Origin of the sequence: Mesorhizobium sp. NFR06, from assembly GCF_900115245.1 — a bacterium.
Taxonomy (GTDB): Bacteria; Pseudomonadota; Alphaproteobacteria; order Rhizobiales; family Rhizobiaceae; genus Mesorhizobium.
Map to the genome: position 1 here is coordinate 824,064 of NZ_FOVT01000001.1, position 26,175 is coordinate 850,238.

The following is a 26,175-nucleotide window of genomic DNA, read 5'->3' on the forward strand; positions in this document are numbered from 1 at the left end:
CTCAGAGCCTCTTCTCGACCAGGACCTCGACGCGCCGGTTGAGCGCGCGGCCCTCGCGCGTCGAGTTGTCGGCGACGGGATCCGTGTCGGCGCGGCCCTCCGAATGGATGCGCTCCTGCGGTACGCCGGCCTGCACCAGCATGTCCGCTATGGTTTGGGCACGTGCCTCCGAGAGCCGTTGATTGCTCGAAAGCGGATTGGACTTCTGCAGGCGCACATTGTCGGTGTGGCCGACGATCGTGATGTTTCCGATCAGCTCCTGATTGGCGAGGATCACCTTGGCGATCGACTCTATCAGCGGCTCATAGCCTTGGCTCAGTGTCGGTCGCGAAGACTGGAACAGCTCAGGATTGGAGGACTGAACGATCAGCTTGGCCAGCGAGACGCTCTCGGTGCCGCTCAGCGCCCCCTTGAGGCTGTCCGGCGCTTCGGCCTTGAATTCGGGCAGCAGCGCAAAATCGACCGGCTGCGGCGGCTCGGGTTCGGGAGCATCCTGCTTCGGCGCGGCGCGGGTAACGTCGCCGCGCGAGGCCGGCGGCAGCGTGCGCACCAGTGCCGAGAGTTCCACCGCCTGGCTGCTCAGGCCCATCGACAGGCCAATGTAAGCGGTGGCGGCGACGACGACCGCGGCAAGCACCATCACCCAGATCGGCACGATGAAGCGCTGCGGCTCGTCGGAGGCGATGACGCCTTTCCAGTTCGGCGACAGCGGCGCGTCCTCGGCATCGGCATTGCGCAGGAAGCGCGCCGCCGCCACGCGAACCGCATTGAGCGAACGGTCGCCGGCGCGGCCGGGCACTCGATACTTGCCGCGGAAGCCTAACGCCAGGCAGTAATACTGCAGTTCCAGCATCTCGCGGTCGCGGTTGGGGTGGCGCTCCAACTCGTCGAGGCGCGAGAAGAACTGCGTGCCGGCATCCACGTCGCCGCGCAGCATGACGACCAGTGGCTGGCGCGGCCAGGCGCTGGCGCCGCCCCACGGCGTGTTGAGCGCGAGGTCGTCGAGCAGCGCCGCCACCGCCCAGGCGGCCTGGTCGGCGCGCTCCAGCGATGAACCCGCGGCAATAGCGGCATCGCGAGCCCGCACCAGCTCGTCGAGCAGGCGCGTGCGCATCACTTCCGGGTTCTCCGGCGCCAGCGCGCTCTCGAGCTCCGGCGCGAACTCGAGCAGCGGCGCGAAGATGTTGATCAAAATGTTGGGATGCGCGCGCGCCCGCTTCGCCGGGGCGCCCGGCGCCAGCGGCGCCATCGGCCGGGGCGCAGCGCCGGTCAGCCGAATGCGTGTGCGCTCGCGATCCTCCGACAGTCCGAAAGGATCATCCCGGCTCATGGCCTCACCTGTTCACCGAATAGCAATCGACCTGCGGCTCGCTCGGCAGGACACCGGAAACGCCGATGACGAAGCCTGGGGCGTCGAGCAGCGAGGCCCAGTGCTCGCTCTTCTGGTCGAGCTCCAGGCATAGCCGGTCGCCATCATAGGGGATCTCGCGCGGCTGCGAATGGAGCGGTTTCAGCGGAATGCCGGGCAGGCGCGACTTCCACAGCCCTTCGAACTGGTCGGCGGCGCCCACAGTCGCCTGGTTGACGAAGATCTTGCGCAGCGCGTCTTCCGAAAGCTCGGAGCCGACGCGGATGACAATACGGCTGGCGACCAGGAGCTTCGGGTTGTCGATGCGCACCTTCCAGACATTGGTGGCGTGCCGCATCACTGGCAGCGCGCGCGATTTCGGCTCGATGTAGCGCAGGCTGAGGATGAGCGAACGCAAGGCGTCGGCCAGCGCCATATAGGCGGGGCCGGGCGCCATGTGGTCGTAGGCCGGCAATTCGCCGAGCCGGCGCGAGCTCGACCCGTAGGTGGCCATCTCGCCGGCGAGGCCTGCAAGTTCGAGATAGAGCTCGGCCGGGTGGAAGACATCCTGTGCCAGCATATGCGCAAGGCGCGGCCGCGCGGCATTGGCGAGATGCAGCATCAAAAGATCCTCGACGCTGCGGCCGGCGCCGCCCATCACCATCTTGCCATGCGCCTCGGCGATCTGGTCGAGGCCGGTGACGACCTCCTGCAGCAATTGCCGGTACCAGTGGACGGCACCGGTGATCAGCGTCGGCGGCAGGAACGTCTCGTCGAGCGAAATGCCGCCATCGGCGCGTACGCCTTTGATATCGGCGATCGGCAGGGCGGTGTAACCGCCGACCGATTTGCCGGGCGCCAGCAGCACTGCTTGCGGCCGGGCGACCTCGATCTCCTCCGGATCGGCGCCGCCCTGGACGGCGTCCCGCACCGGGACGATCTTGCCGTGGTAGCGCGCGCCCGTCGATGCCGCATGCGCAGGATCGAATCCGACGCCGCCGGGCGGCTCGAGCGGCAGCGCGACCAGCACCGGGCCGGCGCCGGTGTCGGCCGTTACCGGCAGCGGCTTCGGCGCGTCCATCAACTCCGGGATGGAGAAGGGTGTGCCGTCCGGGAAGATACCCCGGGCGGAGACGATCGAAATCTGCCCGGCATCGAGCAGCGACTGGTCGAGCGTCAGCTGCTGGAAGCCGAACGTATGGAGCTGGCCGGCCTGCAATGCGCCGCGCACCATGCCTTCGAAGAACCGATCCTGCTGCTGGAAGTGCTGGGTCCTCAAGAAGAGGCCCTCCGACCACAGCACCCTGTTTGCGTCGCTCATGCTGCCACTCTCTGCACTGCCATCCCTTGTCTCGCCGTCAGGCGGAGATACCGCCCTTGCCGAGGCTGACATTGATGGTGAATTTCGAACCTGGCGATACCGATTTGGTCGTGCGCCAGTTGCGTCCGCCGGGCTCGCGGATCAGCGCCACGAAGCCGAGCGCCGTCGCGTTCGGCTCGACCGTGATGGTCTTGGCCGCCGTCTTGCCGGTCGCCACCGAAATCGCGTCGGACCCGATGAGATCGGCGCCGAGCGCCGAGCTCGCGTCGCCTTGCAACGCGAAATAATCGGCCGAGTTGAACTTGCCGGTGCTGGCAAGCCGCATCACCAGCACGGTCACCGGCCGGTCGCCGCCGCCCGGTCCCGGATTCATGCCGGCGCCGCCGGTCACGTTGACCGAGATAACCGATGGTTTCGGGGGGCCGCTCTGGCAAGCAGCAAGCAGCCCCGTGGCGCCGATGGCAACGATGAATTCGCGTCTGTCGATCATGTCCCTACTCCTCTTCATATGCGTCCCTGAAATCGGCGCCGATCTCGCCCAGGAAGCTCGATTCCGCGCTCTGGGCGATGTCGCGATGGCGTTTCTGGTAAAGCTCCCACAGCTTGGCGTTGCGTCCGCCGGAGAGCAGATTGCCGATCGCGGAATTGGATTTGAGCTCCTCCTCGATCGCGGCCGGATCGAAACGGTCGATCATGCGCCGAAGCGCTGCCTGAACGCCGCGCCAGGCGCGCACGTGATGCTGCGCGAGGTCCTTCACCGCGTCGCTGATCGCGGCCTCGCCGGAGAGAAATCCCGGACTGCGTTCGGCGATGATGGTGACGATGACATCCTCGACCGTCGGTAGGAACTTGAGCGGGTTGACCTCGGAGGCGCCGACCATCGTCTGGGCGACGCGCGCGCTCCCCTTCTCCTCGGCGCGCTTGCGCAGGAGCTGCACCAGGCCATCGAGCATCAGCCTGTATTCGCGTCCGAACTTTTCCATTTCGGCGATAGCATCGCGCCCGGGAAAATCGGCTTCCTCGACACCCATGCCGCGTAGGAACGCGGCGCGCAGCGCTGCGTCGCCGGGCGCCGGCTGCGTCGCACGGGATGGCTTGGGCACGGGAACAGGGCGCGGCGCCGGCGCAGGGGGTTCGGCCACCCGCACCGGCATCTCCCATGGACGAGCGGCCTGCGGCTTTTCGGCGGGGCGCTCGACGCGGCCAACTGGATCGGCGCCGTTGCCGGAATTGGGGATCGCGGCCGGCCCGAAACTGAAATCGTCATCGAAGCCAGGCGGCGCGGGCTCGGGCGCAGTGTTGCGCGATGGCATGTCGCCGAACCCGAACGGATCCGACCGGCCAACAGCGGCCCCTTCGTTCGAGGCCGGCGTCGCTACCGGATCGAGGCTGAACGGGTCGTCGAAGGCCGGTGAACTGCGCTGGCTCGATGCGCGATCGTAAGCTCCAGGCACAGGCTGCTCGAACGGATCCGGCAGTCCGGCGGGGCGCGGCCGTTGCGGCTCCTCCTCGGCTCTGGCCGAGAAGAAGTCGTCGCCGCCGACGCTGGGTGGCGTCCGCGATTGCGGCGATGACCATGCCGGCGCCGACTGGCCGGTGATTGGGGCCTGACCGATCGACGTATGGCCAGCGCTGGGTTGAACCTCGACATGGAACACATAGTCGCCCATGCGCAACCGCATCCCGCTCTGCAGACGCGTCGACCTGCCGACGCCGAGCGGGGTCTCGGAATCGTCGATGAACAATCCGCTGCTCGACGTGTCGGTGATGTAATAGCCGTCGCGGCCGCCGCTGACCTTGCAATGGGCGCGCGAGACGAACATGTCGGGGTCTTCGATCTGCCAGCCGGCATCGGCGCTGCGGCCGATCACCAGTTCGCCCTCGTCCAGCCGGGTCTGCCTGACCGCCTGCGAGCGCGGGCCTTGCTCAAGCGTCAGCAGCAGGCTCATGCGGCCGCCTCCGCCATTTCCGGCCTCCAGCCGACGATGGTGCGCAGCCTCAGATCGTCGGCGTCCCCCTTTTCGATCGGACGTGAAAGCCACGAGGTTCGTCCAAGTTGAACGGTTCCCATGCGCGGCGCAGGCACCGCGTCTCGCGCCAGCACGATGCGCAAATCGACGTCGAGCGCTTCGCCGATCATGTCGCGCACCGCCTTCTTGAACAGGGCAAGGCGCCGTTCCCCGGGCAGGAACGATTTGAAGTCGTCAAGGCCGAGTGGACCGACGCGCAATTCGATCCGGCTCTGGCGGCTGAAGACGCGCGGCCCGATCGTCGCTCCGCCGCCGAGCGCCGCATAGGCCTTGCCAACGCGGGTCTGCAGTGCCGTCGGTATGGTGATCCAGGCGGCGACGAATTCCTTGATCCGCACCGGCACCTTGAAGGCCGTGGCGAGGAACAGCGTCAGCCGCTCCGCGCCGTCGACCTGGTTGGCCAGCGATCCGGCCTGGCGCAATCGCACCGCATCGAGTTCGGGATCCTGCGTGCCCGGCAGCCCGATCCCGGCCATCGCTTCAAGCATTGCGCGGACGCGCCCACCGACCGATCGTTCGATCTGTACCGCCGGATGCGCGTCCGCCCAGGCACGATAGTAAAGCGCGATCATGCGGTGTTGCAGGATGTTGACGAAGTCGACGAAGGTGGTGTCGCTGGTCTGCTCGGCGTCGGCGCCGGTGAACCAGCGCTGCGATAGCCGGTCGAGCACCCAGCGCGTCAGATGCAGCGGCATCGGCCCTTCCGGCCCGAGCAGGCCGAGATTGGCGACGGTCACCCGCGCCGGAACCTTGTCCCTGGCATCCTGGAATTTGACCACGTCCCTCGCCGAGAAGCTCAGGCGCACATGCTGGCCGAGCCTTGCCGGCTCGCGGTCCGCGGTTCCCGAATGCCCGAACAGTCCGCGCCGCTGTTCCAGGCGGCGTAGCAGCTGGAAGAAGTCGAAGCTCTCCGACAACGCCTCGCCTTCGCTCGGCGCGGACCGCGTCAGATCAGGTAGCGATTGCCGGGCGTCATCGGCCATGGCACATCCTCCTGCTTCTGCAGCAGCCGCGTACGCGTCCGCACGAAACCATTTATCCCGGCATGGCGAGCAAACAGTCGCGCAAGCAGCGCCGAAAGCAGCAGCGTGCTTTGGCCCGCCAGCACCGACTGGTCGACATGCAGCGTCACCTCGGTGCCGCGCCCGAAGCACATCGGCCCGTCGATCTGCAGCCGCTCGATCACCGGGCGCGAATCGATGCGGGTGATCGAATGCACGTTGCGGGCAAGGCCCGGATCGCCGCGATCGGCGTAAAGGTCGAGCAGTGCATGCAGCGGGTCGACGCCGCGGCCTTCTTTGGCAAGGCTGAGGAAATTGAGCGACAGCTGCGCCACCAGCCGCCAGGCGAGGTTGTCAGCGCGGGATTCGCCCTCGGCGCCGGCCGGCAGCGCTGCCGGGATCGCCGGCTGCGGCGGCCGCAGCGCGCCGAGCAACCGTACCGCTTCGACCGGGTCGGCCGTCTCCAGCGTCAGCGTCGGCGTGTCGTCCAGGATCGGCAGGTCGCGGTTGGTGCAGAGCGCCATCACGTCGAGCCGCTTCAGCGGCCGGTTGGGCTGGCTGCCGGCCGGACGCGAAACGGCCAGGAACACATCGTCGCCTGTATAGGAGGTGCGGGTCAGGCCGTCGCGCCGTTCGTCTTCCGTGGCGCGGCGCGGGCGCCGTTCGGTCGAATAGACCCAGCCGCTGCCGCGGTTCTGCCCCAGGCTGAACAATTCCGGAATGATCGCCTCCGAGCCTTCTGCGTCGGCATCCTCGACCCGGGTGACCCGGAAAATCTCGAAATCTCGTGCACGGGTGCGGTCGGCATGCAGCACCTGGCGCGTCTTGCGCGCATCGATCTCGACGACGTTGCATTCGCGTTCGAAGAGATTGATGACCGGTGCGACGAACAGCTCGAAATCGGCGGCCGTCACATCGGCGAGTTCCGGCACCGGACGCCGGAACAGGAAAATGATCTCGATGCCTGCGTCGCATTTGCGCACCACCGGCTGCAGGCCGGCGACGCGCACATAGTGGAAGCGCTCAGGGATCATGAAATATTCGCGCAGCAGCCGGTATCCCTCGAAAGTCGGGCGGGTGCGCGGCATCAGCGCCTCGTCGTCGCGGATGCCGATCATCTCGGGCTCCGGCAGCGCCGTGAGCGCATTCGTCTTGCCTTCCGCCCGCGCGCCGACGGCCGAGCAGGCGCCGAAGATCGCGTCGAACAGCAGCGGCGCCTTGGTGCGCCCGGCGAAATAGAGGTCGAGACGGTCGAGCGACAATTCGCTGAGCTTGCCTTTTCCGCTCCGGGTCAGCGCGATGCGGAACGCCGCTTCGCCACGCACGCCGCCGGCCGGCGCGATGCCGGCCGCAGCCAGCGCGCTGCGATCCTGGAAATAGCTGACCGAGGTGATCGCGATCGGCCACAGCGTGACTTCCTGCGCGGTGGTGAAAGTTGAGCGTGTCGAAAGCCCTGGACGCAGGCTGGAGACCAGTCGCGTGCCGCGTGCGACAGCGTGGCCGGCGATCATCGACTGCACTTGCTGGCCGGGTTTCAGCACCGCCATTGCCGTCGCCGGCGCCGGCGTCACCAGGTCCGGATAAAGCACGTCGAGCACGGCGCGCGAAAAGCGCGAGCGCTCCGCGTCGACCTTCAGCCGCGTGCGCGCGGCAAGAAAGGCCACGCCGTCGAGCAGCCGTTCGACATAGGGATCGGGGCAGGGAACGGTGTCGAGCGAAAGGTTGCGGGCGACCGCCGGATGCATGTCGGCGAATTCCGCGGCCAGCGCGCGGATGTGGGTCAGTTCCTCTTCGTAATACTCCACGAAGACCCGATCCATCTCAGGTCTCCCGGAATTCGGTTCGCGCCAGGCCGTTGTCGAGATTGATCGTGGTGCGCAGCCGCATGCGTTCCGGCGTCGGCGTCATGATCAGCACGGCGTCGATCTCGATCTTGAGGCCGACGCTTTTGTCGCCGAGCGTGACGTTGACGGTCGTGGCGCTTTCCTTGAGACGCGGCTCGAAGGTAGCGAGCACCGCGCGGATCTCGCGCGCCAGGGTATCGCGGTCGAAATCGCGCGACGAGCGGCCCGAAAAGGACGGCACGCCATAATTGACGACGCTGCGGCGCACTTCCGGAAAGTCGGCGAGCGGCGGCAGTTCGTCCAGCGGCTGTTCGTGCTCGGCATCGGAAAGCATCGGCATGGACTCGAAACGCTCGGTGTTGAACAGGGCCTCGATGTCGCGCCGGACGGCTTCCCGCAGCACGCGCGCCGACACGACAACGCCGCGGCTTTCGATTTCGGCGCGATGCTCGGTCTGGAACACCAGTCGGTGCAACCGCCGTTTCTGCTCGGAGGTAAGTTCGGCATCGGCGTCGATGGCGCGCGCGCTGCCGGCGAGGAGAGCCTCCACGCGCTCGGCGCCGAGTTCTTCTTCCAGCAGACGGCGCAGCCCGTCGATCTCGGACGTCAGCCCGGGCAAGTCGTTGACGAGGCGATCCCAGAGGGAGGGCTGGACCGCCTCGCGCTTCGCCCGCGAGCTGCCGGCAAGCTGCGATTTCGCGCCAGCCCGCTTGGCCTCACTTGCCGACATAGACGTCCATTTCGATCTCGTCGTCCTTGTCGTAGACGAACTTGATCTTCTTGTAGGCGAAGCTGACTTCTTCCTCGATCAGGTCGGCCTCGTCGTTGGCCTGCCGCATGTCGTATTCCATGATCGAGGCGTCGGTGAGCGTCACCACCAGGTAGTCGCTGGTCTCGCCGTCGATTGTACGACGCGCCGAAAACACCACCTCGTCGAGCGCCTTGTTCTCGAACAGCGCCTTCTTCAGGTAGGGAGACGACTTGTCGTAGTGCTTGGTGAATTTGATCATCCCCATCGACACGCGGCCGCGCCGCGACAGCGAATTGGGATCGTAGGGCGCGATCATCTTGTAGTCGACGCCATGGATCTCGATCTCGTCTTCATGGCCATCGCGCTTGCTCGGACCCTTGATGTCCGGGACTTTCAGGAAACCATCGATCTTCATCGAAGGTGCATCGGTTCTGTCTGGCATTGTCTTTCTCCACCGCTTTCAAACGAAACAAGACGACTATGCTTGCGATTTCAGCCCTTCACTGACGGCAGTTCCGACACCAGCCGGAGCGAGGCGTTGATGCCTTCCAGCTGGTAGTGCGGACGCAGATAGAAACGGGCATTGTAGTAACCGGGCCGGCCTTCGACGCTGTCGACCTGGACCTCGGCCGCGGCGAGCGGGCGCTTGGCGCGCGCCTTGTCGTCGGCAAAGGCCGGATTGGCCAGCACGTACCGGTTGATCCATTCGGTCAACCAGATCTGCATGTCGGTGCGTTCCTTGAACGAGCCGATCTTGTCGCGCGCAATCGCCTTGAGGTAGTGCGCGAAGCGCGAGACCGGGAAAAGGTAGGGCAGGTTGGCGCTCAGCCGCTCGTTGGACTGGGCGTCGGGGTCGACCAGACGCCCGGCGCGCGTCTCGTCGTCCTGAAGCGAATGCGCGCCGATGAAGGCCGCAAGGTCGGTGTTCTTGCGATGCAGGATCGGCATCAGGCCGAGCTTTGCCAGTTCCGCCTCGCGCCGGTCGTCGATGGCGACCTCGGTCGGACACTTCATCGCGATCGATCCGTCATCCGTCGGGAAGGCGTGCACCGGCAGGTTAAGCACCGTGCCGCCGTTTTCGACGCCGCGGATCTGCGTGCCCCAGCCATAGAGCTTGTGGCTGCGGTTGATGTTGACGCCCATCGGGAAAGCGGCGTTCATCCAAACGTATTTGTTGTGGTCGCCGCCCACCTCCTCCTCGAAGGTGAAGCCCTTCACCGGAACGGTTTCCGAGCCGTAGGGCAGGCGCGCCAGCACGCGCGGCATGGTGAGCCCGATATAGCGGGCGTCCTCGCTCTCGCGCAGCGACTGCCACGATGCATAGGCCGGGTTGTTCACGATCATCTGCAGGTCCTGCGGGTTAGGCAGTTCCTGCCAGCTGTCCATCCGGAACAGCCGCGGCGAGGCGGCGGCGATGAACGGCGTGTGCGCCGAGGCGCAGACGCCCGAGATGTTGCGCAGCAGGCCGACGTCGCGCGGATGGTTCGAGAATTCATAGGCGCCGATGATGCAGCCGATCGGCTCGCCGCCCAGCATCGAATATTCGTCCGTGTAGACTTTTTTGAAGATCGGGCTCTGGTCCCACATCTGGCCTTCATAGTCTTCGAGCGTGTCGGCCAGCTGCTCCTTGGAGATGTTCATCACCCGGATCTTCAGCTTGGTATCCGTCTCGGTGTTGTTGATCAGGTACCAGAGGCCACGCCACGTGCCTTCCATCTCGCGCACTTCCGGCGCATGCAGGATCTCGTTGACCTGCGTCGTCAGCATCTTGTCGATGCCGGCGATCAGCGACTTGATCGACTTGATCGCATTGGACGAGATGGTCGTGGTCTCGGAGCGCGACTGAGCGGCAAGCGCCAGATTGCGCACCAGCTGCTGCAGCTTTTCGCTGTCGTCCTTCTTGACCTTGAAATCCTTTTCCAGGAGTCCGCTGAATTCGCCAAGATCGATGGCTTCCGCCTCGGCGGTGGCGGCTGCTGTCTTTTGCTGTTCGGCCATGACTTACTCCTCGCCCTTGCCGTCATCCATCGCCTGGCTGGCGATCTTGCTCAGCAGCGGCTCGTTGTTCAGAAGCTGCGCGATGCGCTTTTCCGCGTCGACGCGGCCATCCATGAAGCCAAGCAGTTCCTCGAGCTGACGGCGCATCTTGAGGATTTCGGCCAGTTGCGGCACCTGCTCGGCGATCTTGTCCGGCGCGAAATCGCCCATTTTGGAGAAGGTGAGATCGATCGCCAGCTCTTCGTCCCGCTCTTGGCCCTCGGCCTGGGGCAGGGTGTTCTTCACGCGTGCCTTCACGCGCGGTCCCATCGCTTCCATGAATTTCGGGAAGCGGTTGGCGTCGGTTTCGACGAAGTTGCGGTCGAGCACCGACTTCGACGCTTCCTTGGTCTGTGAAGCGCCGGAAAGGTCGGCCATCACGGCCATGACGAACGGCAGTTCGATCGTCGTCGGGCTGCCGTAGGTTTCCACGTCGTAGGCGATCTGCACGCGCGGGGCGCGGTTTCTTTCGATGACCTTCGCTTTGCTCTCTGCTGGCATGCTCGTTACCTTTCATCCTTCTGGGCCGGCTTCTTGGGATCGGGTACACCGGCAAGCAGCCGGAATTCCTTCAGCCCCGACGGGGCGAGATCTTCCATCAGTTCCACGAAATCCATGTGCACCATCCGGCGCACCCGCCGCGCGAGATGCGGGATGGGGCTGGACGGTTCCGTCCGGTCGTAGAAGGCGACCACCAGGTCGAGGCACTTGACCACGTCGTCGCGCGAGGTGATCCGGTCCGGCAGACCGGCGTTCGCCTCCACAGAGCTTGCCACACTTGCCATCGTCTCGGCTCCATGACCGTTTCGGGCAGGCGTCGATGCCGGCTGCTCCGGCTGCAGGGAGGTCTTTGCCGCACCATTCGCCATGGCGCCGGCACTGGAATTGCGCTCCAGCGTCGTCAGCAAACGCTGCAGGAATCTCTTCAATTCCGGCACCGTGGCGCCATTGCCTTCGATGCGGGCGTTGAGCGCGGCGTCCACCGCGTCGAGGGCGGTGATCGCGGCGCGCGCGTCGGCCAGCAGCGACGTCATCGCTTCACCCGCCTGATCGATCTGGGCCGCGCATCCGGCCCTCACCCGGTTCAGCAACTGGTTATGCGCGCTTGCCAATGCCGCCCTTTCGGCGGCATTCAGTCCCGAGGCCGCTTCCTGCAGCATGACGCGCTCGTCGAGCGCGCCCTGTTCCAGATCGCGCCCGCTGATCGGGCCGACCTGGCGCGGCGAAAAGAAGATCGTCTCGCGCAGGTTCGCCAGCAGGCCTTCCTGGGCGTTCTGAAGATCGAGCAGCGCATTGATGCGGCGCAAGGCCGCGTCGCGCGGCGGCGCGTTCGCCCGCAATGCCGGATGCATCGTTTCCCAATGCTGGTCGAAGGTGCCGGCGATGAGCGTCAGGCCTTGGGCGAGGCCGGCCAGCCCTTCCTCGTTGGCCAAGGCGCGCGCGACGATGACCAGCAGGCGCAGATCCCGGCCACGGGCGCGCAACTCCTCAGCTTTTTCGAGCACCGCCGCCCAGTCGACCGGACTGGATTGCGAAATGGGCTTGCTGTTGCCGTCATGGACAACCTTGAGCTGAGGCTCGGTCAGGCGCTCCAGCTCATGGAACGCCGGGTCGTTGCGCAAGTCCTCTCCCGACGGATTCTCACCGTTCAGAGGATTCAGCCAGAGTGCGAGATCAATCACACCAACCCCCAGCCAGCGGCCCTGAGACCTCCATGTGACGTTACGTTATCACCGGCCTCACGCAACAACAATTGAGCACCTGCGCAAAAACTAACGAAAGCTGAACGCGCCCCGTTTTTCACTCGGCGCAACCCATCGCGCGATTGGTGGACCCGGTATGTGAAATGGCTCGCATAGTCCGGGCCGCAATCCGGTGTTTGTTACAGCGAGTTTGCAAGGCTTGTGTAACCGGGAGGTGCCGCCCGGATAAATTCAAACGCCCTATCCGCCACACCGCTTTGTCAAGCGGCCGCTTATATGGCAGGGTACAGTCGACAGGTTGCGGGAGCACGTTCGATGGAGCAGCGCCGGTCATCGCAAAGTTTCAAGCGTAAGGAACTGGTAGCCAAGCTCAATGCCACGGGGGTGCGCGCCTTCAAGGCTGCCGCCGACACAGCGAAGCTGCGTGGCAACCCCTATGTCGAGCTCGTCCATTTCATCCAGCAACTGGTGCTGTCGGAGCGCTCGGACGTGCAGATGATCGCTGCCGACGCCGGACTGGATGCGAGCCGGCTGGCGGCCGACATGACGCGGGCCATCGACAAGCTGCCCTACGGCGCCACCTCGGTCGAGGAATTCTCGGACCACATCTTCCACGCCATCCAGGAAGGCTGGAACTTAGCGACGCTGGAATTCGGCGTCGAGGAGGTGCGCAGCGCGCATATCCTGCTGGCCTGCCTCAAGACGCCCGTGCTGGAAGGCCTGGTGTCCAAGATCAGCGGCGAATTCGACAAGATCGACGCCGATGGCGTCATTTCCCGTTTCGCCGATGTCACCGAAGGCTCCCTCGAAGCCGGCTCACCTCCAGTGGCCCCCGCCGCCGAAACGTCGGTCAAACGCGGTCCGGGCGGAGACTCGGCACTGGCGAAATACGCCACTGACCTCACCCAGCGCGCGCGCGACGGCAAGATCGATCCGGTGGTCGGTCGCGATCCGGAGATCAGGCAGATCGTCGACATCCTGATGCGACGCCGGCAAAACAACCCGATCCTGACCGGCGAGGCCGGCGTCGGCAAGACGGCGGTAGTCGAGGGTTTTGCGCTCCGCATCGCCCAGGGCGACGTGCCGCCGACATTGCAGAACGTCAGCGTGCGCATGCTCGACGTCGGGCTGATGCAGGCGGGCGCCAGCGTCAAGGGCGAGTTCGAGAAGCGGCTGAAGGCGGTCATCGACGAAGTCCAGGCCTCCGAGGTGCCGATCATCCTGTTCATCGACGAGGCGCACACGCTGATCGGCGCCGGCGGCGCGGCCGGGACGGGCGACGCCGCAAATCTGCTGAAACCGGCGCTGGCGCGCGGCGAACTGCGCACCATCGCCGCCACGACCTGGGCCGAATACAAGCAGCATATCGAGAAGGATCCGGCGCTGACCCGCCGCTTCCAGGTGGTCAAGATCGAGGAGCCGTCGGAGGCGGTGGCCGTGCTGATGCTGCGCGGCGTCGCCGGCGTGCTGGAGCAGCATCACAAGGTGCAGATCCTCGACGAGGCGATCGAGGCGGCCGTCTCGCTTTCGCACCGCTACATCCCGGCCAGGCAATTGCCGGACAAGGCGGTCAGCCTGCTCGACACGGCTTGCGCCCGCGTAGCGATCTCGCAGCATGCGACGCCGGCCGAAGTCGAGGATATCCTGCGCCGCCGCCAGGCGCTTGAAGTGGAGAACGGCATCATCGGCCGCGAGGCGGCAATCGGCATCGATGTTGCGGACAGGCAGGCCCGTGTCGAGGCCGGGCTGGCGGAGACCGAGACCGCTTTGGCCGCTGCCCAGGCGCGCTGGGACCGGGAAAAGGCGCTGGTGGCCGAGATACTCGACCTGCGCGCAAAATTGCGTGGCGAGGGCGTGCCGCTCGATGAGGCGGCGGCTGAGGAAGCCGCTGCGCAGTCGGAGAGCGCCGAGGCAGCAGCGGCGGCGTCCGGGCAAAAGCCGGTCGAGATTACGGCTGTTGAGATCAAGCCTCACATGGCCAAGGCGTCGAAAGGCAAGGAGGCCACGAAAGCGAAAGGGGCCAAGGCGGCAAAGGCCGAAGCAGCTTCCGCTGAGCCCGCGGATGAAGCCGCCGCCGATCTCGCGCGGCTGCGCGAACTGATGGCCGAACTCACCACGGCACAGGGCGAGACGCCGCTGATCCTGCCTTCGGTCGACCGCAACGCGGTGGCCGCGGTCGTCCAGGACTGGACCGGCATTCCGACCGGACGGATGCTGTCCAGCCAGACCGAAAAGGCGCTGAAGCTCGCCGCCACCTTGTCTGAGCGGGTGGTCGGCCAGGATCACGCCATGGAGATGATCGCCAGGCGCGTGCAGACCAGCCGCGCCGGCCTCGGCGCGCCGGAAAAGCCGGTCGGCGTGTTCCTGCTTTGCGGTCCCTCCGGCGTCGGCAAGACCGAAACCGCGCTGGCGCTTGCCGAGACGCTTTACGGCGGCGAGCAGAACCTGATCTCGATCAACATGTCGGAGTTCCAGGAAGCGCATACGGTCTCGACGCTCAAGGGCGCGCCGCCCGGCTATGTCGGCTACGGCAAGGGCGGCATCCTGACCGAAGCCGTCCGCCGAAAGCCCTATTCGGTGATCCTGCTCGACGAGGTCGAGAAGGCGCATCCGGACGTGCACGAAATCTTCTTCCAGGTCTTCGACAAGGGCATGATGGATGACAGTGAGGGCCGTCGTATCGATTTCAAGAACACGCTGATCCTGCTGACCTCGAATGTCGGCTCCGACGTCATCATGGACCGCACCAAGAACGGCGCGGTCCGGACCGGCATCGACGATCTCGACACAGCGCTACGCGCCCCGTTGCTGAAGGTCTTCCCGGCCGCCTTCCTTGGCCGCGTCGTCACCATTCCCTATTATCCGCTGTCGGATACTATGATCGAGGCGATCACCAGGCATCAATTCGGCAAGATCGCGCGCCGCCTTAAGGCGACCAGCGATGCCGATCTGATCATCGGCGACGGCGTGATGGATCTGGTCAAGGCGCGCTGCACCGAGATCGAATCCGGCGGCCGCATGATCGACGCTATCCTCACCAACACGCTGTTGCCGGAACTCAGCCGCGGTGTTCTCAATCGCTCGCTTGAGGGCAAGAAGATGACAAAAGTCATCGTCGGTGCCTCGGCGGAAGGATTTACCTACTCCTTCGAATAGAGCTTTATCGAGCTTCACCGTGCGTGCGTTCGCGCCGGACCCGCATCGGAGATTTTCGATCTGCGCACGGTGACGGCCAGTGTGGTCTGGCAGGTGAGGGTGGAGCGCAATGGCTTCCCGCCGTTGGAACTGCGCATATTCCAGTTGCGCCGCAACGGGAGCGGCCCGGCACTCGGGCGGCTCGAGCCGCCACGCGCCGGGCCTGACCGGTGGGGGCTCGGAACAAAAAACATGGCACCGGCTGAAGCGAGTAATATCAGTTCTTGCTCATTTTTCCGCCATGCGAACGAAGGATGCGAAAGGCTTCGGCAAGAAACGTCCGAACGGCCCACGCCTCGGCGCTTTTGCAGACGAGGCATCCGCCGCATGGGCGGGCACTCTCATGGCGTTCGAGCCGGACCATTTGCACGCCGGTTGGCGCTCATAAGACGCTGAACCGAGTACCGTTGGGCAGGCCCGAAGGCGCGCATTGCATCCAAGGACTGCCCTATCGGAAAGCGCGTAACATCTGGTCGGTAAGCGGCTTCAGCAAGTAAGACCATACGCTGCGCCGATCGGTGGTTATGTGGACTTCGGCCGGCATTCCCGGCTTGAGCACCTTGGCGTCCGTCAGGCAGGCGGCTTTGTCTTCGACGCTGATCCGGCCCGTGAAATACGAAAGCTGGCGCTGTTGGTCCTTGATCAGGTCTGCGGAAAGCCACTTCACCATACCCCGGCAGGCCGGCGTTGTGCCGGCATCGAATGCCGGGAATCGGATTGAGACCGGTTGGCCGGCACGCACGTCATCCACTCGAGACGGAGGAATCAGCGCGTCCACGACAAGCGTGTCCGAGTCGGGGACGATTGTCATGAGCAACTCCCCTGGGGCGATTACGCCGCCAACCGTATGGATCGTGGATTGTTGTATCGTGCCGGACTGCGGAGCGCGAACTTCCGTTTTGGTCAGCTCGTCCTGCGCTACGATCTTGCGCTCGTCGAGCTCGGACCGCTTGGCTTCCGTCTCGCGCAACTCGTTCGTCACTTCGCTGCGCCTTTGTTCGTCCAGCTGCAGGACCTGCAACTCGGTTTCGGTGATCTTGACCTGGGCTTCCGCGACGGCCGCCGCCAGCCGCCCGGACTCGCCTTTGGCGCGCGTCGCGTCCAGCCTGACGTTGCTAAGCCTTTCTTTCGAAACCAGTTTCTTGGAGTAGAGAGTGTCCACATCAGTGAGATCGCGGCCGAGCAAGGCCGCTGATTCGTCCATGGCGGCCTGCTGGGCCTTCAAGCCTTCGAGCTGCCGCTGGATCTGCTCGGTCTGGCTCCGAAGCAGTGATTTTTGGCCGGCCAATTCCGATGCCCGCGTTTCGAGCAAAGCGCGCTCGCCATTGACCAGAGCCACCACGCTTGGATTGTTCATTGCCGCCTGCAGGCTGGTTGGAAGCTGCATGGTCGCCAGCCCCTGACGTTCCGCCTCCAGCCGGGCAAGTCGTGCCGTGGCGCGGTCGAGGTCCTCGCTGATGATCTCAAGGTTTGCCCGCGCCAGTGTATCATCGAGCCTGACCAATACGTCGCCGGCCCGAATATGATCGCCATCTTGCGCAAAGATGCCGCTGATCGTGCCGCCAGTCTGGTGCTGGACCTTCTTGGTGCTGCTTTCAACCACCACGGTCGCGGGTGCGATCACGGCGCCGGCAATCTGGGTCAAGCCAAGCCACAGCCCTCCGCCCACGACCAGCAGGCAAGTCACCGTCAATCCCAGCGCCAGGCTGGGCCCGAGGCTGCCTGGCGCCTTCAGCGGGTTCGCATCCGCGGGAGGCTGAACGGGACCGAACCAGGTATGAGACCGCAGGAACGCAAAAACGCGAGGCAGGAGATCACGCATGTCCGCTCACGCCCCTTTGGGTCGGAATAACCGGGCGTGGGGTGGCGGGAGAGGGCGGCCGCCCCATGCTCGCCAAGACCTCCTCGCGGGAGCCAAACGAGCGGATCATGCCGTTGGACAGCACCATAACCTGGTCAATGTTGGTAAGAGCGGACGGACGGTGCGCAACGACGATGACGATGCTGCCGCGCTCACGCACAGCCAGAATTGCGCCCGCAAGGGCTGCGTCACCTTCGACATCGAGGTTTGAGTTCGGCTCGTCGAGGACAACGAGAAATGGCTCGCCATAGAGCGCCCTGGCGAGGCCGATCAATTGTCTCTGGCCTGCCGACAAGGCCCTGCCTCCCTCGCCGATGCGTGTTTGGAAACCCTCCGGCAGGTGCATGATCATCGAGTAGACGCCCGCGGCCCTGGCGGCTGCAAGCACGCCTTTGGGGTCGCTCTTGCCGCCGAACCTGGAGATGTTGTCGGCTACCGTGCCATCGAACAGCTCAACGTCCTGCGGCAGATAGCCGATATGCGTGCCGAGCGAATGCGGGTTCCACTGATCGAGGGAGGCCCCGTCCAGCCGTACTTTGCCGTGCAGCGGCTTCCACGCTCCGACCAACGCCCGCACGAGCGTCGTCTTGCCGGAGCCGCTCGGCCCGACAATGGCCATGCCCGCGCCGCTGGACAGTTGGAAACTTACATCGAGCACAGTCGGCCTTGGCATGCCAGGCGGCGCCACCGTCAAATTCTCGACCGTCAGCCGTGTTTGCGGCCGGGGCAACTCCATGGGCTCGATCGGGTTTTCGAACGAATCCAACATCGCCTTGAGCTGGAAATAGCTATGTCGGGTCGCCAGGAAACTTTTCCAGTTCGCGATCGCCGCATCAACCGGAGCAAGCGCGCGGCCCAGCAATATCGATGACGCGATGATCACTCCAGGGGACGCCTCGCCGCCGATCACCAGATAGGCACCAAGGCCCAGCACGGAAGACTGCAACGCCATCCTCAGTGCCTTCGACAGCGAACTGGTCCCTCCTATGATATCGGAGAGCCGCTCCTGATAGGCGAGGTAGCTATGGACGATGTCGCTCCAGCGCTCGGCCAGCTTGAAGGAGAGGCCCATGGCGTGGACGACCTCTGCATTGCGACGGCCGGACTCGGCAAGGGCGCGGTGCGAGATCATCGCTTCGGATGTCAGCCGCGCGGGCCTGCGACCGAGAATTTCCGCGACCGCGGTTAGCGCCACAACTGCCAGAGCACCAATCGTCGCCAGCACGCCGAGCGACGGGTGCAGCATATAGATGACCAGCAGATAAATCGGAATCCAGGGCGCATCGAAGACGACGGTCGGCCCGGATCCTGAAAGAAAGCCGCGCAGATTGTCGAGGTCCCGCAACGGATCCAGCCGGTCTGCGTCCCGGCCAGCCTTGAGCGGCAAAAGCACCGATATGCCGAAAGCCCTCTGGTGCAGGTTTCTGTAGAATCGGCTGGCGATGCGGACCAGAAGGCGAAGCCGCACGAAGTCGAGCAGCCCGTAAGCCGCGTAGAGGCCCAACATTCCAATCGTCAGTCCGACCAGGGTCGGGACGCTTTGGGACGGCAGCACCCGATCATAGATCTGGAGCATATAGAGGGACCCGGTCAAACCCAGGACGTTTGTCACCGCGGAAAAAAGCCCGACGCCCAACAAGCCCTGCGCGCAGTCCGACAGTGCGATCCGTAAGAGGGAGGATAACTCTTGCTTGCTTTTCATTGACTTCTTTTTCACACGCGGATAACCGCGCGGCTTTGTTGACCCTGCCAGATACGGGGAAGCCTTTTACTGCACGGATATTGTCAGATCCGGGCGATGCTGCCGGAGGTAAGGCGTCGCTAACTCAGCCTATTTTAATCAAAATGAAGCGAAATCGTGGCCCGCTTGCGAGCGGCAGCGGGCGAATCGGTGGAATTCGGGGACAAAAGCAGGGATTACGCTCCGTGGGTTCTCCCCCGCAAAAGCGAGACTGGGCTGAAAATGTTGAGGTTTTTCCCGCGGGCCTCAACGAGCCGTTGCGCCGCAATCAATTATTTTGACCGTCGAAGTCTTTATGTGATTTCTGTCTAATGTAGCTTTCGATTAGGCAAGCGGTGCAGGGGGCGTTGCCGAATCACAAGAAGGAACAAGCATGGCAACTCTGCACTATGCGTCGGGCGGTTCAGCCACCGAAGTTGCGACGGCCGGATTCAATCTGGTCGACGTCCAATATCTTTCCCAGGTGAATGCGCTTCCTGATGGAATGAAGGCGTTGGTTTACCTCGGCGCCCATGACGGCGTTACCCAATCGTTCATCGACCAGGTCACCCCTTTCCTCAACAATTCGAAAGTTTTCGGATTCTACCTGATGGACGAGCCGGATCCGACCGGGAAGTGGGGGACCTATGCCAGCGCAGAAAATCTGAAGGCAGAATCGGACTGGATTCACTCGCATTTCCCCGGCGCAAAGACCTTCGTCACCATGATGAACATGGGGTCTTCGACCAATCCGGATTTCACCAACACCTATAATCCCGCAAACACGGGCATCGACTATTACGGTCTGGACCCCTATCCGGTGCGCACCGGCATAACCAGCGTCGACTACGACATGATCGACAGGGCCGTGGCTGCCGCGGTCAAGTCGGGTATCCCGATCGACAAGATCATACCGGTTTACCAAACCTTCGGGGGCGGCGGCTGGGAGACCGATACCGGCGGAAAGCACGTCATGCCCACCACGTCGCAAATGCAGACGATGATGGATCACTGGGCCAAGCTCGTGCCGTCGCCGGCGTTCGACTATGCCTATGCCTGGGGCTCGCAAAACGGCGACACCGCGCTCGAGAACTCACCGGAACTGCAGGCATTTTTCCGGCAGCACAATGCCATCTCGACTGCGTCGACGCCGCCGGCGACCACTGAGCCGACACCGCCAACCGCCGAGCCGACACCGCCAACGTCTGAGACGCCGCCGCCAACCACGGACCCTTCGCACGTCGATCATGTCATCCATGGAGGCAAGGGCAACAACACCTATCACATCAGCAATGCGCACGACAAAGTGATGGAAGCTGCCACTGGCGGCTTCGACAAGGTGATGGCTTCGGTCAGCTATGCCCTGTCTGCCGGCTCGCATATCGAGCAGCTCTCCACCTCCAGGACAGGCGGCAAAACCGCCATCGATCTGACAGGCAACGAGTTCGGCCAGACGATCATCGGCAACAACGGCAACAACAAGATAAACGGCGGCGGCGGGTCGGACCTGTTGAAGGGCTATGGTGGCCACGATGCCTTCGTGTTCAACACGGCCCTTGGCGGGAACAACATCGACAGGGTCGCCGACTTCAGGGTTTCTCAAGACAAGATCTATCTAGACCACGGCCTATTCACCGGGCTTCAGAAGGGCGCCCTTGCATCCGGCAATTTCCACGTCGGTCAGGGCGCGCATGACGCCAACGACCACATTATTTACAACAGCACCACAGGGGCGCTGTCTTTCGACAGCGACGGAATTGGCGGCCACGCGCAGATCCAATTTGCAAGCCTAACCCCGCATCTGCACCTGGGCGAACACTCCTTTCTTGTAGTCTGAGTAAGGCGCCTTGCCGGTAGGAGCGACCCCCATGCTCCTACCGGTCCGGCCGTGGAGACCGCCTCGTGCCGTCCCGCGAAACAAGCCGTCCACGCCGGTACGTTCCAGCAACCGCCGCTTTCCCTGGACATCAAGTCCACCCTTCAAAATCTGATCGCCTCTTGCACGCCTGCAGCAGCAGTCCTTGCCGCTTCTCCGGGTTTGTGGAACATTTCGTCTCGATCGAGGTTGAAGGGGACTTGTCGCGGGATAAGGGTGCGGGAGGGTGGCATGCCGAACTACGAGGTCGAGGAGATCTTCGCCGGAAAGGTGATCGTCTCTCATAAGGTTGTTGCGCCAACGCCGTTCAGGGCTGCGAAGCTCGCAACAAATCGGGATATTACGCTGCGAAATTCCGAGGTCCGGTGGATACGGGTCTTTGAAGAAGACAGGCGACACCGGGCCTACGAATATACGGTCATTGAGCGGCCTCAGTTTGGTTTGCGCGGCGAGCCGTCATAGCCTGCAACGCCTGCCGATATCGTGTGGGCCTAGAGCAAGTCCAGGAAAAGTGTGACACGGTTTTCCATCAGGAATTGCGTCAAAACAAAGAGATAGAGCGTTTCGCCGTTCCCGTGAAAGGGTGAAATGCCTTTGCATCCGAAGCGACAGATGATGCTCATCTGAAGAGCCATCCTGCGGCTCCAATCGCCCGCTCCATAGCGAGGAAACCTCCGCCGTACAGCGTCACTGCATGTCGCCCGAAAGCGTGTCGCGGTCTTGGGAGGACGACAAGCACCGAACAAAGCCTCTAAGGCGCGGCGCCTGAATCCGTCTCGGCGCGACGTGCATAACGATCTCGGAGTCGCCGCCAAAACCTGCATCGGTTTCCGGTATCGCAAGTGCGCTGATCGCTGCGCCGAACCGAGCGGATTTGTGTCATTCGAACAGACGAGGACAACCTAAGGGCCCGCCCGTAGCTTTGAAGGCCGATTGAACGCATCCTCGCAAAGACAGCGGGCCATGAGAGACTATCCAAGTTCGGGCCCTTTTGGGCAGCTGGTGGACCGCAGGATTCTGGGAGTGGCAAAATGAAGCCGCACCTGGTCTGCGTCGGCGGCGAGGATCACGCGCTAAGAATGCCATTTCTCATGGAGGTGCGCGACAGGGGCTTTCAGGTCACTGCCGTTTCGACTTGCGACGGCGCCTCATTCCTGAGACATGGGATCGCACACAGGCGCTATGGGTTCGACCGCTTCAGCAGCGGCAGCGGACAAGCAGGCGCGGTCAGGACGCTTCGCAAATTGATAGCGGAGTTGCGTCCGGACATTGTGCAGAGTTTCGATACCAAGCCGAACCTGTTGACCCCACTCGCGGCACGAGGACATGTGCCCGTTGTCCGCACGATCAACGGATTGGGCTGGACCTTTTCGTCGCTTGCGCCGCGCGCTCTGGCGCTTCGGCCGATCTTCTGCGGCTTGCAGTTGCTGGCGTCCTTTTGGACCGCCGCGACGGTCTTCCAAAACCGTGACGATCAGACCTTCTTCGAGAGATATCGGCTGCTCGGATATAGCGACAATCGCCTCATCGCCGGTTCCGGCATCGACGTCGCCACATTCGCGGCCGCAACGCACCTTGGGCCGACACCCACGAGGATGCGCCAGGAATTCGGGCTTCAATCGGCTGAAGTCGTGATGTTTGTCGGCCGGCTGACTCGTCAAAAAGGCGTTCCGACGCTCCTCAAGGCCGTGCCAAAAGTCCTCGCCAGAAGGCCGAATGCGCGCTTTGTGCTCATCGGGCCTTGGGATTCCGAGGGACCGTTCGCCGTCGACGAATCGGAACTTCGACGATTTGCCGCCAATGTAGTCGTTTTGGGCAAACGCCAGGACGTTCCCGCGCTTCTGGGCATGGCTGACGTATTCGCCTTTCCGACCGAATATCGCGAGGGAATTCCGCGCGTATTGCTGGAGGCCGGACTCGCGGGTCTGCCCATCGTAACCTCACGGATGCCAGGCTGCACCGACGTCGTCCAGGATGGGTGGAACGGCTACCTGGTTGCGCCGCGAGACCCCGACGCACTGGCGGATCGCATCATCGAGCTGCTTTCGGATCGCCGGCTCGCCAGGACCATGGGTGGCCGTACCGCCGCGCTTGTAAGAGAGCGTTTTGCCCTCCCGGCGGTCGTTGACCAGTATTGCGACCTTTACCGGAGCGTCCTGGTGGCTCAGGCCAGAGGCGGCCTTGCACACGCAACCGCGGGCCTTGTCGCCAAGCGTCGTTTCGACGAGGTGCGCCGATGATCAGGGAGGCGTTGCTTGCCGCAGGCGTAGCCTTGTCCTTCGCCTCGCAGATATCCGTGCCGGGCCTGTCGTTCGGGTACGGCGAGATTTTCCTCGTGCTTTGGATCATGCTGTCGGTCAGCCGGATATTGGCGGGCGGCCGGATCGAGGTGACACCGGCCTTTTTTCAACTGGCGAGTTTCTGGCTGCTTTTGTCGCTGACTTTGGCGGTGGGCACCGTTGTCGGGTATTTTACGACCGTGCTCTATGTCACCGGGCTGTCGCACGACACGATGGCCTACGGGCTTCTCGCGGGCGTCACCTGCCTTGCAACGTTGGAGCCCAATGCCGAGCTTAGTCTGCGGCGCAGCGCCTGGTGGGTGATCGCGATCGCCTTCGGCGCCCTTGCGATACAGATCGGCCTTGCCTGGGGTTGGATCCATCAGCCGGGAATCGATCCATGGTACTGGGACCGGTTGCGCGGCTGGTCCGAAAACCCGAACCAACTCGCACTTTATTGTGCGGTCTTTGGTCCATTGGCGGTGCACCTTGCAGTCACCACCAACAGCCGGTGGGCTCAGTTCCTCGCGTTCTCCACCCTTATCCCGATCGTTTATGTCGGACGGCTGACCAAAAGCGATACATACCTCTACACGACCATTCTGAGCGGTCTCGTTTTTCTGGGGCTACGATTGAGGGCGTGGTTCCTTTCCGGCGACAACAGGGCGGGCCTTGCCCGGCAAATCGCGCTTTTGCTGATGATCGGCGCAGTCCCGCTCGCGGCCGCGGCGGCGCCGTACGCGATTACCGAGGAGAGCAGCGTGGCGAAATTTGCCAAGAGCCTGACAAAGGACGGAGGCGGCGAGGCGACGGCCGAGACTTTCGAACTCAGGGTCTTTTTGTGGAACGAGGCGATTGAGAAGGGATTGCAATCCGGCTCGCTCGGCCTTGGTCCCGGTCCGCACCTTGAACGCCCGCCGATCGCAGACAGGCAGTTTCTCGAGCGCCCGTTCGAAGCTCACAACACCATGCTTGATCTCTACCTTCAGGGCGGGCTGGTAGCGGCCCTTGCCTTGGTTTGGCTCGTCGGATCGGCCGCCATGTCGGTTTGGCGCAGCCGATTCGATGCCCTGCTGGTGCTTCTCGCTTCGGTGGTCGTCTTCAGCATGCCGCATCTGATCATCCGCCATCCAATCGTCTGGTTCGCGCTGACATTCTGCCTTGTTGCGGGAACGCCCCACAGGCTGCATCAGCGGCTGCCGTCCATGAGGGTTGCGTGATGTGTGGGATTGCCGGAATTCTTCTCGCGCCCAACGCGACGGATCCGAAGTCGCTCGAGGCCATAGGGCGCATGACGGCGTCGCTTCGACACCGCGGGCCTGACGGCGAAGGCCTCTGGGTCGATCGTGACGCCGGGATTGCCCTGGGCCACCGGCGGCTGGCCATCGTCGACCTGTCTAGCGCAGGGCGTCAGCCCATGCGTTCCGCGAGCGGCCGGTACGTGATCACCTTCAACGGCGAGATCTATAATTTTCGCGACCTGCGGCGCGAACTCGAAGGGGCGGGGCGACAGTTTCACGGCACCGGCGACACGGAAGTGATGCTGGCTGCCATCGAGAGTTGGGGTCTTGAGGCCGCCGTCAAGCGTTTTGCGGGCATGTTCGCGTTTGCGTTGTGGGATCTGGAGACCAGGACCCTTCATCTTGCCCGGGATCGAATGGGCAAAAAGCCGCTTTACGTGGCATTTGCCGGACACGCCCTGTTTTTTGCTTCGGAACTGAAGGCAATCCGGTGCTTTCCGTTCTTCTCTCCCGAGCTCGATCTCGATGCCGCCGGGGCGATGCTCTCGAAGGGCTGGGTGCCGGATGACAGATGTATCTGGCAGGACGTGTTCAAGCTGCCCCCCGGTTCCCTGCTCTCGATTGCGGCCACGGATCTCGCGCAGGCAGGCAGTGCGGCCGCGCTTTCCCAGCGTGTCGTCCACTGGTGGTCGCTGGCCGAAGTTGCCGCGAGAGGCCGCGAGGGACCGGTCGTTGGCAGCGACGACGATCTCATCAATAGGCTCGACGATCTGCTTCGCCTGGCGGTTCGCGAACGTATGATCGCCGATGTGCCTTTGGGCAGTTTTCTGTCCGGTGGGGTCGACAGTTCCACCGTCGTGGCGCTGATGCAGGCTCAATCCAGAAGTCCGGTACGCACTTTCACAATCGCGTTCGCGGAGGGCGGCTTTGACGAGAGCCGCTATGCGGCCGAAGTGGCGCGACATCTCGGCACCGATCACACCGAGCTTCGCCTTTCGCCCCACGCCGCGCGCGACGTCATCCCCGAGTTGCCGGGCATATGGGACGAGCCGTTCGCCGACGAATCCCAGATACCTACTCTGCTGGTGGCGCGGCTTGCGCGCCAGCATGTCACGGTCGCTCTGACGGGCGACGGCGGCGATGAGTGCTTCGCCGGCTATGGCCGCCACTTCATGGCGAACCGGCTGAAGCGTCAACAAAGCCTTCCCCTGGCGCTGCGGCGAACGGCAGCCGCGGGTATAGGCCTGCTGGCTCGCATAGCGCGCGAGGATCTCCTGCACAGGCTCCCTCTCGGGGCAAATGTGCATCACATGCTGCGCAGCGACCGGCTCAATCGCTTCTCCGGCTTGCTCGGCGCGAGGCATGAAGACGAATTATTCCAGCGGCTGGTGACGTCCCCCACCGCGAGCCTCACGCGTCAAAGCCTGCCCGCGTCAATCGGCAGCGCACCGAAACTCGACGGACTGCTGTCACGAGTTCTCTATGACGACATGGCCGGCTATTTGCCCGGCGACATACTGGTGAAGCTGGACCGCTCGACCATGGCCAACGGGCTTGAAGGACGATGTCCCCTGCTTGACCATCGGGTCGTCGAATTCGCCTGGCGCCTTCCGTCCGACGCAAAGGTGCGCGACGGCAGAGGCAAGTGGATACTTCGAAGCCTGTTGCGTCGGTATCTTCCGGAAAAATTGATCGACCGGCCGAAGCAGGGCTTCGACGTTCCAATCGCCGCATGGCTGAGGGGTCCGTTGCGCAGTTGGGCGGCCGATCTTCTCACCGACATCCGGCGCGACGACGCCGACGTGCTGGATAGCGCCAAGGTGGACGGCTGCTGGCGCGATCACATGCGAGGGCAGGACCGCTCGCGCGAATTGTGGTCAGCGTTGATGTTTCAGGCCTGGCGCAACGAGGCAAGGCAAGCGCCGCGCGCGACCCCGTCGCGTGAGTTCGACATGGCAGGAGTGTGAA

19 protein-coding genes are annotated in these 26,175 nt (G+C 63.8%); 6 read left to right on the forward strand and 13 right to left on the reverse strand.

All coding sequences use genetic code 11. The features are described from left to right. Position 1: 1 nt before the first annotated feature. The 11 genes from tssL to tssA form a co-directional block, all read right to left on the reverse strand. Positions 2-1,330, reverse strand: coding sequence for a type VI secretion system protein TssL, long form (gene tssL / locus F3H96_RS03840; protein WP_149790581.1), 1,329 nt, complete (start codon positions 1,328-1,330; stop codon positions 2-4). A gap of 4 nt (positions 1,331-1,334) precedes the next feature. After that, entirely contained in the window at positions 1,335-2,669 is a 1,335-nt protein-coding gene (gene tssK, locus F3H96_RS03845) for a type VI secretion system baseplate subunit TssK (protein WP_149790582.1), read from the reverse strand. 37 nt (positions 2,670-2,706) lie between these two features. Next, positions 2,707-3,159, reverse strand: coding sequence for a type VI secretion system lipoprotein TssJ (gene tssJ / locus F3H96_RS03850; protein ID WP_149790583.1), 453 nt, complete (start codon positions 3,157-3,159; stop codon positions 2,707-2,709). Between the two features lie 4 nt (positions 3,160-3,163). Further along, positions 3,164-4,618: a type VI secretion system-associated FHA domain protein TagH gene (gene tagH / locus F3H96_RS03855; protein ID WP_149790584.1), complete on the reverse strand. Its 1,455-nt coding sequence runs from the start codon at positions 4,616-4,618 to the stop codon at positions 3,164-3,166. Further along, positions 4,615-5,682 carry a type VI secretion system baseplate subunit TssG gene (tssG, locus tag F3H96_RS03860; RefSeq protein WP_149790585.1) on the reverse strand — a complete coding sequence of 356 codons (1,068 nt, stop codon included), beginning with the start codon at positions 5,680-5,682 and terminating at the stop codon, positions 4,615-4,617. The genes tagH and tssG overlap by 4 nt, the downstream gene beginning before the upstream one ends. Beyond that, positions 5,646-7,520: a type VI secretion system baseplate subunit TssF gene (gene tssF, locus F3H96_RS03865; protein ID WP_149790586.1), complete on the reverse strand. Its 1,875-nt coding sequence runs from the start codon at positions 7,518-7,520 to the stop codon at positions 5,646-5,648. The genes tssG and tssF overlap by 37 nt, the downstream gene beginning before the upstream one ends. A gap of 1 nt (position 7,521) precedes the next feature. Then, positions 7,522-8,274 carry a type VI secretion system baseplate subunit TssE gene (gene tssE / locus F3H96_RS03870; protein WP_149790587.1) on the reverse strand — a complete coding sequence of 251 codons (753 nt, stop codon included), beginning with the start codon at positions 8,272-8,274 and terminating at the stop codon, positions 7,522-7,524. Continuing rightward, positions 8,261-8,710 (reverse strand): Hcp family type VI secretion system effector, encoded by a 450-nt coding sequence (locus tag F3H96_RS03875; RefSeq protein ID WP_188131293.1) that lies wholly within the window; start codon positions 8,708-8,710, stop codon positions 8,261-8,263. The genes tssE and F3H96_RS03875 overlap by 14 nt, the downstream gene beginning before the upstream one ends. A 77-nt stretch (positions 8,711-8,787) precedes the next feature. Continuing rightward, the gene (gene tssC, locus F3H96_RS03880) at positions 8,788-10,293 is read right to left on the reverse strand and encodes a type VI secretion system contractile sheath large subunit (RefSeq protein ID WP_140636303.1); all 1,506 of its coding nucleotides are present in this window, start codon (positions 10,291-10,293) and stop codon (positions 8,788-8,790) included. A gap of 3 nt (positions 10,294-10,296) precedes the next feature. Next, positions 10,297-10,833, reverse strand: coding sequence for a type VI secretion system contractile sheath small subunit (gene tssB / locus F3H96_RS03885; protein WP_149790589.1), 537 nt, complete (start codon positions 10,831-10,833; stop codon positions 10,297-10,299). A 5-nt stretch (positions 10,834-10,838) separates the two neighbouring features. Beyond that, positions 10,839-12,014 carry a type VI secretion system protein TssA gene (gene tssA, locus F3H96_RS03890; protein WP_149790590.1) on the reverse strand — a complete coding sequence of 392 codons (1,176 nt, stop codon included), beginning with the start codon at positions 12,012-12,014 and terminating at the stop codon, positions 10,839-10,841. Between the two features lie 336 nt (positions 12,015-12,350). Here tssA and F3H96_RS03895 point away from each other — a divergent pair, with 336 nt between their 5' ends. Further along, the gene (locus F3H96_RS03895; protein WP_149790591.1) at positions 12,351-15,191 is read left to right on the forward strand and encodes an ATP-dependent Clp protease ATP-binding subunit; all 2,841 of its coding nucleotides are present in this window, start codon (positions 12,351-12,353) and stop codon (positions 15,189-15,191) included. 487 nt (positions 15,192-15,678) lie between these two features. Here the strand turns inward: F3H96_RS03895 and F3H96_RS03900 are convergent, their stop codons facing one another. Then, positions 15,679-17,052, reverse strand: coding sequence for an HlyD family type I secretion periplasmic adaptor subunit (locus F3H96_RS03900; protein ID WP_149790592.1), 1,374 nt, complete (start codon positions 17,050-17,052; stop codon positions 15,679-15,681). Next, the gene (locus tag F3H96_RS03905; RefSeq protein WP_149790593.1) at positions 17,045-18,793 is read right to left on the reverse strand and encodes a type I secretion system permease/ATPase; all 1,749 of its coding nucleotides are present in this window, start codon (positions 18,791-18,793) and stop codon (positions 17,045-17,047) included. Before F3H96_RS03905 ends, F3H96_RS03900 begins: the two co-directional genes overlap by 8 nt. 412 nt (positions 18,794-19,205) lie before the next feature. Here F3H96_RS03905 and F3H96_RS03910 point away from each other — a divergent pair, with 412 nt between their 5' ends. The 5 genes from F3H96_RS03910 to asnB all read left to right on the forward strand — a co-directional run bounded on the left by F3H96_RS03910 (position 19,206) and on the right by asnB (position 26,174). Then, a complete protein-coding gene (locus F3H96_RS03910) occupies positions 19,206-20,648 on the forward strand; it encodes a calcium-binding protein (RefSeq protein WP_149790594.1) in 1,443 nt (480 codons plus the stop codon). A gap of 270 nt (positions 20,649-20,918) precedes the next feature. Continuing rightward, entirely contained in the window at positions 20,919-21,149 is a 231-nt protein-coding gene (locus F3H96_RS03915; RefSeq protein WP_149790595.1) for a hypothetical protein, read from the forward strand. 569 nt (positions 21,150-21,718) lie between these two features. Next, the gene (locus F3H96_RS03920; RefSeq protein ID WP_149790596.1) at positions 21,719-22,927 is read left to right on the forward strand and encodes a glycosyltransferase family 4 protein; all 1,209 of its coding nucleotides are present in this window, start codon (positions 21,719-21,721) and stop codon (positions 22,925-22,927) included. Continuing rightward, a complete protein-coding gene (locus F3H96_RS03925) occupies positions 22,924-24,186 on the forward strand; it encodes an O-antigen ligase family protein (RefSeq protein ID WP_149790597.1) in 1,263 nt (420 codons plus the stop codon). Before F3H96_RS03920 ends, F3H96_RS03925 begins: the two co-directional genes overlap by 4 nt. Next, positions 24,186-26,174 carry an asparagine synthase (glutamine-hydrolyzing) gene (asnB, locus tag F3H96_RS03930; protein WP_149790598.1) on the forward strand — a complete coding sequence of 663 codons (1,989 nt, stop codon included), beginning with the start codon at positions 24,186-24,188 and terminating at the stop codon, positions 26,172-26,174. Before F3H96_RS03925 ends, asnB begins: the two co-directional genes overlap by 1 nt. Position 26,175: the final 1 nt, after the last annotated feature.